The sequence below is a fragment of the Hymenobacter sp. genome (assembly GCF_031398885.1).
Classification (GTDB): Bacteria; Bacteroidota; Bacteroidia; order Cytophagales; family Hymenobacteraceae; genus Hymenobacter.
Genome location: NZ_JANNOD010000056.1, coordinates 183440 through 195127, shown reverse-complemented (window position 1 = coordinate 195127; position 11688 = coordinate 183440). Strand labels below are relative to the sequence as shown.

The window sequence follows — 11688 nt, the reverse complement described above, 5'->3', positions numbered from 1 at the left end:
TTCGTTTCGCTCATGCTCGATTCCGTTCTCGTTCATTCCCCCGCTACCCTTTCTAACCTGGGCTGCGGCTTCGATGTGCTGGGCCTGGCCCTGACTGCTCCTTACGATACCATCCGCATGTGGCGCACCGCCGTGCCGGGCGTGCGCATCCGGCATCTCGATGGCTACTGCCTGCCCACCGACCCGGCTCACAACGTGGCGGGCGTGGCCCTGCTGGCGCTGCTGCGCGAGGTGCCCGAAGCCGCGGGGTTCGACGTGGAAATCACCAAGGGCATCCGGCCGGGCAGCGGCGTGGGCAGCAGCGCCGCCAGCGCCGTAGGCGCCGTGGTGGGAGCCAATGCCCTGCTGGGCAACCGCTTCACCAAAATGCAGTTGGTGGAGTTTGCCCTGGCCGGTGAGATGGTGGCCTCCGGCGCCCGCCACGCCGACAACATCGCGCCCGGCATGTTCGGCGGCTTCACGGTGGTCCGGTCCCTGGAGCCGGTGACGGACATCACGGCCCTGGCCGCGCCGCCGCTGTGGGTGGCCGTGGTGCACCCCCAAATCGAGGTGAAAACCAGCGACGCCCGCCGGGTGCTGCCAGCCACCGTGCCCCTGGGCCTGGCCGTGCGGCAGTGGGCCAACGTGGCCGGGCTGGTGGCCGGGTTTCTGACGGCGGACTACGCACTAATCAGCCGCTCGTTGGACGACTACATCGTGGAGCCGGCGCGGCTGGCGCTCATCCCGGGCCTGGCCGAAGCGCGGGCTCGGGCCCGCGCCGCCGGGGCGCTGGGCGGGGGCATCTCCGGCTCGGGCCCGTCCATTTTTATGCTGAACCAGACCGAAGCCACGGCGCAGGCGGTGGGCGCGGCCATGGGCAGCGTGTTTGCCGAGCTGGGCATAGCTTTCAATACGTACGTGGGGCCAGTGGGCACCGAAGGAGCCCGGGTGGTGGAGGAAGTCTTGTGACTATGCACTAAACCAGCACGTCATGTCGAGCTTGCCGAGACATCTCGCGCGCTTCGTTGCACGATTGAGTTACTGCCGCATGCGAGATGTCTCGGCAAGCTCGACATGACGTTCTTTTCGCTGATAGACTGACAACTGACAACGAGCAACTGGCAACTACAGAATGAAATACTACAGCCTCCGCCACCAGTCGCCGCCGGTTGATTTTCGTGCTGCCACCCTCACCGGGCAGGCGCCCGATGGCGGATTGTACTTCCCCGAAAACATTCCCAAGTTCACCGCCGGCTTTTTGCGCGAGCTGCGCGGCCTGAGCCGGGCCACCGTGGCCCTGAACGTGATGCGGCCCTACGTGGGCGCCACCATCCCGGAGGCCGACCTGCAGCATATTTGCGCCGAAGCGGTGGATTTTGAATTTCCGCTGGTGCCGGTGGCGGCGGGCGTGGCGGCGCTGGAGCTGTTCCACGGGCCCACGCTGGCGTTCAAGGACGTGGGGGCGCGGTTTATGAGCCGCTGCCTGGGCCACTTCGCCCGGCGCGGCGACACCCCACCCGTGACGGTGCTCGTCGCCACGTCCGGCGACACGGGCGGGGCCGTGGCCAGCGGCTTTCTGGGCGTGCCGGGGGTGGAAGTCGTGATTCTGTACCCTTCCGGCAAGGTCAGCCTCGTGCAGGAGCAGCAGCTCACCACCCTGGGCCAGAACATCACCGCCTTGGAGGTGAGCGGCACCTTCGACGACTGCCAGGCGCTGGTGAAGCAGGCGTTTCGGGACCCCGAGCTGGCCCGGCGGCGCTTCCTGACCTCGGCCAACTCCATCAACGTGGCCCGCTGGCTGCCCCAGCAGCTCTACTACTGCTTCGCCTGGCAACAGTGGCCGGCCGGGGCCGCGCCGCCCGTGGTAGCAGTGCCCAGCGGCAACTTCGGCAACCTGTGCGCGGGGCTGCTGGCCCAGGCGTCGGGCCTGCCGCTAGGGCATTTCATCGCCGCCTGCAACACCAACGAGCCCGTGCCGGCCTACCTGCGCACCGGCACCTACGCGCCCCGGCCCGCCGTGCCCACGTTCTCGAACGCCATGGACGTGGGCGACCCCAGCAACTTCGCGCGCATCCTGGAGCTGTTCGGCCACGACCTGGGCCGGCTGCGGGCCGCCCTAAGCGCCGACACCGTGAGCGACGCGGACACGGTGGCCGCCATCCGGCAGGCGTGGGCCGACCACGGCTACCTGCTCGACCCCCACGGCGCGGTGGCCTACGCGGCCCTGCGGCGCTACCAGGCCCGGCACCCGGCCGCCGCGGGGCTGCTGCTGGCCACGGCGCACCCCGTCAAGTTTCCCGCCGTGGTGGAGCCCATCCTCGGCCGGGCCATTCCGTTGCCGGCCGTGGTGGCGGCCTTGCAGGGCCGCGCCAAACGAAGCGTGCCCTTGGCGGTTAAGTACGACGAACTAAAAGCTTACCTGCTGCAGGAACGCAGCCCGGCGCATTCGGAGTTAGCCTAAGCAGCATGTTGCCTTTCGCTTTGAATACTTTATTACCTCACCTCAGCCCGGCGACCCGGGCCCTGAGACGCGCGCTGACTCCGGCCGGCTGGCTGTTGGTCCTGGCGACGGCCGCCTGCCGGCCCGACCAGATTGAGCACCTCAAGGACAGCAAGCGCATCGGCGTCGAAACCGCCAACTGGGAAGTCAAGCGCATCATGCCCAAGGACTTGCTCAAGGCCACCCGCTGGGCCGGCGACTCGCTGACGGCCACCGCCGACACGCTGCTGCGCCAAACCCTGGCCCGCGAGCTGGCCGCGGGCGGCGTGGCCCGGGCCGCCGCTTTTTGCCGGCCCGAAACCTACCGATTCGTTGATTCGCTGGCCGGCGTGCTCAAAGCCACCGCCCGTCGCGTGAGCCCCCGCCCCCGCAACCCGGCCAACCAGGGCGCACTGTTGGCCCAGGCGCTGAGCCCGGACACGGCCCGCACCGTGCGGCGGGAGTCGCAGGAAGTCTTTTTCTACCAGCGCCCCATCGTGGCCAACAACGCCCTGTGCCTGCGTTGCCATGGCGAGGTGGGCCAAGACGTTTCGGCGGCCGACTACGCCGTGCTCAAGCAGAAATTCCCGCGGGACCAGGTCACGGGCTACCGCCTGGGTCAGCCCGTGGGCGCCTGGCAGCTCAGCCTGCGGCGCGACGGCGTGGCGGAATTCTGGACGATGAAGACCCGCAAGAAGTGGAAGGAACACAAGCTGCCCAAGCTGTTTTGAGGCATCGGTTTGGCCGCTACGCTGGGAGGCTGGGCCCTGCCGGCGCCGGGCTTTCTCGTTGCGCTAACCTGCACGCAAGCCCCTCCATTTCCGGGTTTTGGAGTTAAGAAGCTGTTTGAATTAGCCGCTGGTCGATGTAGAGACGCATCCTGGCGTCTCGTCATTGAACGCAATTGGCCGACCTGCGCGCACGACGAGACGCCAGGATGCGTCTCTACATTGTTCTCATGCCACCAAAAAATAACTCAAACAGCTTCTAAGAAATTTCTGCCCGCCCTTTCTATGAGTTCTTTGAAACCCACCATCATCATCGGGGCCGGCATGGCGGGCCTAGCCTGCGCCACCTGGCTGCACCGCGCGGGCCGGCCCGTGCGGCTGCTCGAAGCGGCCGACGCCGTGGGCGGCCGCGTGCGCACCGACCTCACCCCCGAGGGCTTTCGGCTCGACCGCGGCTTTCAGGTGCTGCTCACCAACTACCCTGAGGCCCGGCGCATCTTCGACTACCGCGCCCTCAACCTCAAAGCCTTCCGCTCGGGCGCCGTCATCCGGCTGGCCGATGGCCGCGAAACCACTTTGCAAAACCCGCTGCAGCGGCCTCTAGCCGCCTTTTCGGCCCTGACCTCGCCCATTGGCGACCTTTCCGACAAGCTGCGCATTCTCAGCCTGGTGCGGCACGTGCTCAAGCACAAGCCCGAAGAACTGCTGGCCCGCCCCGCCACCGCCACGCTCACCTTTCTGCGGCGCTACGGCTGGAGTGAGCGGATGATAGATACGTTTTTCAAACCCTTTTTCGGCGGCGTTTTTCTCGACCGGGAACTGACCACGGCCAGCAACTTTTTCGAGTTCGTGTTCCAGCAGTTCGTGACCGGCGAAGCCGCCGTGCCCGCCCTGGGCATGCAGCAGCTGCCCGAGCAGCTGGCCGCGCGCCTGCCCTCCGGCGCGGTGCGCCTCAACACGTCCGTGGCGGGCCTCGTCGATGGCACGCAGGTGCGCCTCACCTCGGGCGAGGTGTTGGAAGGTTCGGCCATTGTGCTGGCCACCGACGGGCTCACCGCCCTACGCCTCTTGGCCGGCCGGAGCGGCAACCCCAACGATGCCGTTGCGGCCCACGCGCTCATCGGCCCCACGGCGGCCCGCCTCACCACCTGCACGTACTTTGCCACCGAGGGCGGCCATTCGCCGGGCCGCAACGACAAGCTGCTGCGGCTGAACGCCGGCCCCAACGCATTGGCGCACAACGTGAGCTTCCCGGCCGATGTGAGCGGGGCCTACGCGCCGGCCGGCCGGGCTCTGGTATCGGTGAGCACCCACGGCGAGCGCAGCCTGGGCGAAGAAGAACTCACCGCCCGCCTGCGCGAGGAGTTGGCCGCGTGGTTCGGGCCGGCGGCGCGGCGGTGGGAGCACCTGCGCAGCTACCGCATCGCGGCGGCGCTGCCGGTGTACCTGCCCGGACAGCCCGCCCGGCAGCCCCTAAAGCTGAGCGAGGGACTGTACCACTGCGGCGACTGGGCGGCTTATCCCTCGCTGAACGCGGCGCTGGCCACCGGCCGCGAAGTGGCGGAGATGATTGTTGAAAAGTAGCAAATAATTAAGTTGTCAGGCAGTCGTTGTCAGTTGTTAGCCCCTTGATAAATGTCTGACTAATAACGAACAACGAGCAACTGACAACTCGTTTACTTCTGAACGACTACTTGAGATGTAGTTCTGCTTGCAAATCCAAGTTGCGGACTGCTGAACAACGGCCCCAGCGGGGCGGCAAGTCGGCAGTCCGCAACTTGGATTTGCTACTCATTCAAACCGCTGGGTTCGGCGTGGCGGGTGTTTCAAAGGCCGGAGTCAGGCCCTGCTCACCTTCGGCCGGCAGGCGAATTTTTTCATCGTCGGACACGCGCAGCGTGAGCAGGCCGCCAATTATCATCAGCACCCCGCCTAATACCACTACATTCAGCGGGTCGAGGCTGGGGAACTGCTTCATGATGAAGGGCAGGCCCAGCGAGGCGCACACCTGCGGCAGCACGATGAAGGCGTTGAACACGCCCATGTAGTGGCCCATCTTGTTGGCTGGAATGACGCCGGCCAGCATGGCGTAGGGCACCGACAGGATGCTGGTCCAGGCAATGCCCACGCCTATCATCGAGAGATACAGCATCCACGGCTCGGTGATGAAGGCCACCGACAGCAGGCCCACCCCGCCTGCCGTCAGGCACAGCATGTGGGTGAGCTTGCGGCTGAATTTGCGGGCCACGATGGGCAGCACCAGGCTGAACGCCGCGGAGACGCCGCTGTACACGGCAAACGCGACGCCCACGAAATTGGCGCCTTTGTTGAAAGCCGCCGAGTTGGTGTCTGTGGTGTGGTACAGGTGCTTGGTAACGGCCAGGGTGGTGAAAATCCACATGCAAAACAACCCGAACCACGTGAAAAACTGCACCGAAGCCAGCTGCTTCATCACCTTGGGCATGTGCAGCACGCCGGTGAAGGTTTCCTTGATGCCTTCCAGCAGCGTGACGCGGTTTTTCTCGCGCTCGAAAGCTGCCATGTCTTCGGGCGGGTACTCGGTGGAAGTGAGCACCGTGTAGAGCACGCAGAGCAGAAAAGCGCCCGCGCCGATGTAATAAGCAAACTTCACCGAGTTGGGTACCACGCCGGCCACCGCCTCGTTGGCCACCCCGAACTTGGTGAGGATGGTGGGCAGCAGCGAGGCCACCACGGCCCCGATGCCGATGAAAAAAGACTGCGTAGCAAACCCCGTCGTGTGTTGTTCGGCCGGCAGCTTGTCGCCCACAAAGGCCCGAAATGGCTCCATGCTCACGTTGATGGACGCATCCATAATCCAGAGCATGCCGCCGGCAATCCAGAGCGTGGGCGAGTTGGGCATGACGAGCATGGCCAGCGACGCCAGCACGGCCCCAATCAGAAAAAACGGCCGCCGCCGGCCCCAGCGCGGGCTCCAGGTGCGGTCGGAGAGGTAGCCGATGACAGGCTGGACGATGAGGCCGGTGAGCGGAGCGGCCACCCACAGAATCGGAATGTCGTCGGCGTTGGCCCCCAGGTTGGAGAAGATGCGGCTGGTGTTGGCGTTTTGCAGCGCGAAGCCGAACTGAATGCCCATGAAGCCGAAGCTCATGTTCCAAATTTGCCAGAAGCTCAGGCGGGGCTTCTTGCGAATACTTGTGGCCGGAGCCGCAGCGACAGATGCCATCGGACGTGGGGTGGGAATTGCCAGGGAAAGGAGAAAGGCGGCCTCACTCCCAAAGCAGGAGTGCGGCCGCCTTCAAATCTACTGATTCGCCTGCGGACTACGGCAACGTTACCGGGGCTTTATCTCAAAAATGCAGGCCGAAAGCGGTGCCAGGGTTAGGTTCAGGGCGTTGCGGGGCTCCTCGGGGGTGAGAAGGTCGGTGTAGGTGTAGAATTTTTTGGGGTTGAGGCCCATGGCCGTCACGGCTTCGGCGGGGATGTTGATGACGGGCCGGTAGGTTTTGTCGCTGCTGAAATTGACCACCACCAGCACCTGCTGCTTATCGGTGTAGCGCAGGTAGGCGTAGAGGTAGCGCTGGTTGTACTCCTTGCCCAGGTTGTTGGCGTCCTGCAACTCGTAGAAGCGGCCCCGGCGGATGGCGTCGCTGGTGCTGGCCAGGGTCAGCAGGCGGGCGTAGAAGTCGCGCAGGGTTTTTTGCTCGGGGTTGAGCTTGGCGCCGTCGCACTTGCCCTGGTTCAGCCACTTCTGGTGCTCGGGCACGCCCCAGTAGTCGAAGATGGTGGTGCGGCCGTCGCCGGTGTTGAAGCCGGCAACGCCGTTGGCCGCCTCGCCCACTTCCTGGCCCATGTAGAGCATCACCGGGCCGCTGGCCAGCGTGGCGGTCACGGTCATAGCCGGAATGGCGCGGCGCGGGTCGGCGGCAAATTCCTTGGAGGCAATGCGCTGCTCGTCGTGGTTTTCCAGGAAGCGCAGCATCCGCGACGAGAAGCCGTTGCTCTCTTCTTTCCACACTTTGGTGATGTCCTCGGTGGTGCCTTCCTGCCGCATCAGCTTGCGCAGGCCGTCGTAGAGGCCCACTTTATCGTAGAGGTAGTCGAACTTGCCCTTGTCGAGGTAGGTCTGGTACTCCTTGGGGTTGTAGGCTTCGGCGATGAATACGATGTCGGGCTTCACCTTCTTGACCTCGGGGATGACGTAGGCCCAGAACTCCACGGGCACCATTTCGGCCACGTCGCAGCGGAAGCCGTCCACGTTTTTGCCGGCCCAGAACACCAGGATGTCGCGCATCTTCTTCCAGGTATCGGGCACGGGGCTGAAGAAGGGCTTACGGCCGTTGGCATAGTCCACGCCGTAGTTCAGCTTGACGGTTTCGAACCAGTCGTCGAGCTTGGGTGCTTCCGAAAACACGTCGTTGCCGGTGGCCTTGGCCGGAATTTCGAAGAACTTGCCGTCCTCGCGCGGGCCTTTCAGCGCGCCCAGCGGGTGGTGGCCGGCGGGCGGCACGAAGCTTTTGCCGGGCAGGTAGTAGAAGTTGTTGTTGGGCGCAAAAGCCTTGGTTTTGTCGTCGAGCGTGCCCAGGTCCACCACGCCCGGCGGCTTGGCGTCCGATTTGTAGGACCGGGCTACGTGGTTCGGAATGAAGTCCATGAGCACCTTCAGGCCCTTGTCGTGGGTGCGCTTGATGAGGGCTTCGTACTCGACCATGCGGTTCTTAACCACCACGGCCAGGTCGGGGGCCACGTCATAGTAGTCCTTGATGGCGTAGGGCGAGCCCGCGCGGCCCTTCACCACGTCGGCGTCGTCGGGCGGAATGCCCTGAGCGGTGTAGTCGGTCATGGTGGCGTGCTCAATCACGCCGGTGTACCAGACATGGCTCACGCCCATCTTCTTGATTTCGTCGAGGGCCTTGTCGGTGATGTCGTTGAATTTACCGCAGCCGTTCTCGCCAATAGTGCCGTAGGGCTTGTTCAGGGCCACTTTGTTGCCAAACAGGCGCGTCATCAATTGGTAGATGACGAGTTTATGGTCCTGGGGTACTTCCGCGGTGGTATTGGGGTCGGTGGCGGTGGGGCGTGTGTCGTCCACGGGTGGGTTGGGCAAAGAGAAAGCAGCCAAGGTCAAGAGGCCGCCGGCCAGTAACAGTTTTTTCATGGCCGGCAAGATAACGCTACGCTTAATGAAGAATGAAGAATGAGGAATGTAGAATTGGCGGAGATAACTAAAATTCCTCATTCCTCATTAAGCACAGCGTCAATACTCCTGCGAGAGTGGGTGCAGCATCAGCTCGTCAATCACCACGTGGGGCGGGGCCTCCAGCACGTAGCGCACGGCCTGGGCCACGTCGGCGGGGCGCAGGTGGGTTTTCTCGGTTTCCGGGCGGCCGGGCGTGGTGTCGTTGAAGTAGGTGTCGACCAGCCCGGGGTAAATGGTGCTGACCTTGATGCCGTGCGGCCGTACTTCCTTGCGCAGGCTGGCCAGTACGGCGTCCTGAGCGTACTTACTGGCGCCGTAGGCCGTGCCGTGGGCAAAGGTGCGCCTCGATACGTCGGAGGCAATGCCCACGATGTGGCCCCGCTGCTGGGCTTTGAAGTGGGGCACGGCGGCCTTGCACAGCAGGAAGGTGCCCTTCACGTTGGTGTCGAATATTCGGTCCCATTCGCTGCCGGTGAAGTTTTCCAGCTCGTTGAACGAGCCCACGCCGGCGTTGCACACCAGAATATCGAGCCGGCCGTAGTGCAGCAGCGCGCTTTCCACCACCTGCTGCGCGTCGGACTCCATCGTCACGTCGGCCACCAGGCTCAGGCCCTGGGTTTTGTGGGTGAGCTCGGCCAGTTCTTCCTCGGTGCGGGCCACGGCCACCACTTTGGCGCCCTGCAAGGCCAGGAGCAGGGCAATGGCCCGCCCGATGCCGCGGCTCGTGCCGGATACGATGGCTACTTGGTCGGTGAGGTCGGTCATATTTATTTCTCGCTGAGGACCGCAGAGGTTTACGCAGAGGTTCGCTGAGGTTCTTCTTCCAGGCCGTTGACGATGCGTACGATTCCTTCCTTGACGTGGGCTACGTTGAAGTTGATGAGCAGGCCCAGCTTGCAGCCCGAGAGTTTCAGGTAAGTCAACAACTGTTTTTTGTGAACATCCAGCATTGCGTCTACGGATTTAATTTCAATGATTACCCGGTTGTTCACGAGCAAATCCAAGCGAAAGCCGATGTCCATTCGTTGGCTGGCGTACTCCATGGGCAGGGGCACCTGCGTCTTTACCTCGTAGCCAAGCTGCCGTAGCTCGTACGCCAAAGCTATTTCGTACACCGACTCCAGCAGCCCCGGTCCAAGGGCCGTGTGCACCTGAAAAGCCGATTTGCGGATGTCGAAAGAAAGCGTGTTTTCGTGCACCATAACTCAGCGAACCTCTGCGTAAACCTCTGCGGTCCTCAGCGAGAAATATACCGCACTACTTCCGCAACTCCACCACCCAAGCCGTGCGCCCCGGAATTTTCATCGTCTTCAAGTCCGCAAGCACCGCTCCCGAAGTTACCTCCTGCCCGGAGGAAAAACCCGCCAGCCGCTCGGCAAACCGCCCGGTGTCCACCGTCTTTTCGTCCTTGCTGGAATTCATCATTACCATCACCGTGCCCGCATCAGAATGGCGGAAGTAGGTGTACACGCCTTCCGCCGGGATGAACTGCGTGAGCTGCCCAGAATGCAGCGCCGGATGGGTCTTGCGGTAGTTGGCCAGTGTCTTCACGTAGGCAAACGCCTCGCCGGCTGGCCCGGTGCGGCCCGCGGCGGTGAAGTAGTTCTTCTTATCCCCCACGAAGCCGCCGGGGAAGTCCTCGCGCACCAGCCCGTCGGGGGCCGAGAAGTTCTTCATCAGCACCTCGGTGCCGTAGTAGAGCTGCGGGATGCCGCGGGTGGTGAGCAGCCAAGCCAGCCCCATCTTGTACTTGGCAAAGTCTTCGCCGATAACGGAGTAGAAGCGGCTCAAGTCGTGGTTGTCGAGGAACACCACGTTGCGCAGGGGGTCCTCGTACATCCAGTCGCCCTGCAGGGCGTAGTAGAGTTTGGCGATGCCGTCGGTCCAGCCCGCGTCCTTGGTCAGGGCCTCGTTGATGGCGTACTGCGACTGGAAGTCCGTCACGCCGGGCAGGTTGGACTTGAAGCCGTCGACGGGCGGCAGAATGTTTTTCGCAAAAAACGCCTGTTGCCCCGTGCCCTGCACCCAGGCCTCACCAAACACGCCCAGTCTCGGAAACTCCGTGGCCAGGGCCTCGCCCCACTGCATCAGAAACTTGCGGTCGGAGTAGGGGTAGGTGTCGATGCGGTAGGCGTCGAGGCCGGTGTACTCCACCCACCAGATGAAGTTCTGGATGAGGTAGGTGGCCACCAGCGGGTTGCTCTGGTTCACGTCGGGCATGGTGGTGTCGAACCAGCCGCTGCCGAACTGCTCCCGGTCGTGCTTGCTCACGTGGACGTCGTTGAAGGCCGCGTCGCGGTAGTTGCTGCGCGTGAAGGCCGGCCACTGGTGCACCCAGTCCTGGGCGGGCGGGTCGAGGTGCAGGTAGTTGTAGGAGCCCATGTGGTTGAGCACCACGTCGTGCACCACCTTTAGCCCGGCCTTGTGGGCGCTCTGGACGAAGCGGGCGTAGTCGGCCGTGGTGCCGTAGCGCGGGTCCACGTTGTAGTAGTCGGTGAGGGCGTAGCCGTGGTAGCTGGCCTTGGGCATGTCGTTGGCCACCACCGGCGTGGGCCAGATGGCTGTCACGCCCAGCTCCTTGAGGTAGTCGAAGTGCTGCTCAATGCCCTTGAGGTCGCCGCCGTGGCGGGCGTACATCGAGTCGCGGGCCACGCGGGGGGCGCGGGTGCCCTTCACCACGTCATTCTTGGGGTCGCCGTTGGCAAACCGGTCGGGCATGAGCAGGTACACGAAGTCGGCCGCCGTCACGCCCTGCACCCGGCTGGGGTCGGTGCTGCGGGCGCGCAATTCGTAGGAATACACCAGCTTTTTGGCGCCTTGGAACTGGAGCTTCAGCAGGCCCGGCTTGGCATCGGGCCCGATGGTGAGGTTCACCACCAGGTAATTGGGGTTTTCCAGCGGCTGCGTGCCATCCAGCGTCACGCCGGGGTAGGCCAGCGCCACCTTGCTGGCGCCGATGCCGGGGCTGTGCACCAGCAACTGCAGCTTGGGATTTTTCATGCCCACGAACCAGAACGTAGGGTCGACGCGGGTAACGAGCGCGGCCTTGGCGGGGCGGCTGGCCACCGGAGCGTTGGCGGCAAAAAGCCGCGGAGTAGCGAAAGCATTCAAATTGGCCGCGAGTATCAGCGCAGCCGCGGTCAGCGAGCGTATGAAAATCATAGGAATAATGCGGGAGAGTAAGGTGGGAACCCAAAGTAACGAATTCGCCCGTCCTGCCGCGCACACTTACCGACCGTTATTTAGCAAAAAAGCCCGCCCCCAATTTCGGGGACGGGCTTTTTTGCGATTGCAGCCGGGCGCACCCCAGGGGTACGGCAGCT

At 63.9% G+C, this 11688-nt stretch carries 9 protein-coding genes; 4 read left to right on the top strand and 5 right to left on the bottom strand.

Annotated elements, in window-relative coordinates:
- Positions 1 to 12: 12 nt before the first annotated feature.
- From RMO51_RS11565 to RMO51_RS11550, 4 genes are all read left to right on the top strand, one after another.
- Complete coding sequence (locus RMO51_RS11565) at positions 13 to 948, top strand: homoserine kinase (RefSeq protein ID WP_310394785.1); 936 nt, start codon at positions 13 to 15, stop codon at positions 946 to 948.
- 163 nt (positions 949 to 1111) lie between these two features.
- Positions 1112 to 2440: a threonine synthase gene (gene thrC, locus RMO51_RS11560; protein WP_310394783.1), complete on the top strand. Its 1329-nt coding sequence runs from the start codon at positions 1112 to 1114 to the stop codon at positions 2438 to 2440.
- A 5-nt stretch (positions 2441 to 2445) separates the two neighbouring features.
- Positions 2446 to 3189, top strand: coding sequence for a DUF3365 domain-containing protein (locus tag RMO51_RS11555; RefSeq protein ID WP_310394782.1), 744 nt, complete (start codon positions 2446 to 2448; stop codon positions 3187 to 3189).
- A gap of 282 nt (positions 3190 to 3471) precedes the next feature.
- Positions 3472 to 4770, top strand: a complete 1299-nt coding sequence (locus RMO51_RS11550; protein ID WP_310394781.1) for an NAD(P)/FAD-dependent oxidoreductase — start codon at positions 3472 to 3474, stop codon at positions 4768 to 4770.
- Positions 4771 to 4981: 211 nt separating this feature from the next.
- On the opposite strand, the gene RMO51_RS11545 is transcribed toward RMO51_RS11550, so the two are convergent.
- The 5 genes from RMO51_RS11545 to RMO51_RS11525 form a co-directional block, all read right to left on the bottom strand.
- The gene (locus tag RMO51_RS11545) at positions 4982 to 6391 is read right to left on the bottom strand and encodes an MFS transporter (RefSeq protein ID WP_310394779.1); all 1410 of its coding nucleotides are present in this window, start codon (positions 6389 to 6391) and stop codon (positions 4982 to 4984) included.
- A 108-nt stretch (positions 6392 to 6499) separates the two neighbouring features.
- Positions 6500 to 8323 (bottom strand): alpha-amylase family glycosyl hydrolase, encoded by a 1824-nt coding sequence (locus RMO51_RS11540; protein WP_310394777.1) that lies wholly within the window; start codon positions 8321 to 8323, stop codon positions 6500 to 6502.
- Positions 8324 to 8422: 99 nt separating this feature from the next.
- Positions 8423 to 9130, bottom strand: coding sequence for an SDR family oxidoreductase (locus RMO51_RS11535; RefSeq protein ID WP_310394775.1), 708 nt, complete (start codon positions 9128 to 9130; stop codon positions 8423 to 8425).
- A 29-nt stretch (positions 9131 to 9159) separates the two neighbouring features.
- Complete coding sequence (locus RMO51_RS11530) at positions 9160 to 9567, bottom strand: GxxExxY protein (protein WP_310394773.1); 408 nt, start codon at positions 9565 to 9567, stop codon at positions 9160 to 9162.
- 55 nt (positions 9568 to 9622) lie between these two features.
- Complete coding sequence (locus RMO51_RS11525) at positions 9623 to 11527, bottom strand: glycoside hydrolase family 13 protein (protein WP_310394771.1); 1905 nt, start codon at positions 11525 to 11527, stop codon at positions 9623 to 9625.
- Positions 11528 to 11688 lie beyond the last annotated feature (161 nt).

Coding starts and splice junctions, on each gene's coding strand:
- RMO51_RS11555 (WP_310394782.1), top strand. CDS start 2,446: ATGTTGCCTTTCGCTTTGAATACTTTATTACCTCACCTCAGCCCGGCG.
- thrC (WP_310394783.1), top strand. CDS start 1,112: ATGAAATACTACAGCCTCCGCCACCAGTCGCCGCCGGTTGATTTTCGT.
- RMO51_RS11535 (WP_310394775.1), bottom strand. CDS start 9,130: ATGACCGACCTCACCGACCAAGTAGCCATCGTATCCGGCACGAGCCGC.
- RMO51_RS11525 (WP_310394771.1), bottom strand. CDS start 11,527: ATGATTTTCATACGCTCGCTGACCGCGGCTGCGCTGATACTCGCGGCC.
- RMO51_RS11550 (WP_310394781.1), top strand. CDS start 3,472: ATGAGTTCTTTGAAACCCACCATCATCATCGGGGCCGGCATGGCGGGC.
- RMO51_RS11540 (WP_310394777.1), bottom strand. CDS start 8,323: ATGAAAAAACTGTTACTGGCCGGCGGCCTCTTGACCTTGGCTGCTTTC.
- RMO51_RS11545 (WP_310394779.1), bottom strand. CDS start 6,391: ATGGCATCTGTCGCTGCGGCTCCGGCCACAAGTATTCGCAAGAAGCCC.
- RMO51_RS11530 (WP_310394773.1), bottom strand. CDS start 9,567: ATGGTGCACGAAAACACGCTTTCTTTCGACATCCGCAAATCGGCTTTT.
- RMO51_RS11565 (WP_310394785.1), top strand. CDS start 13: ATGCTCGATTCCGTTCTCGTTCATTCCCCCGCTACCCTTTCTAACCTG.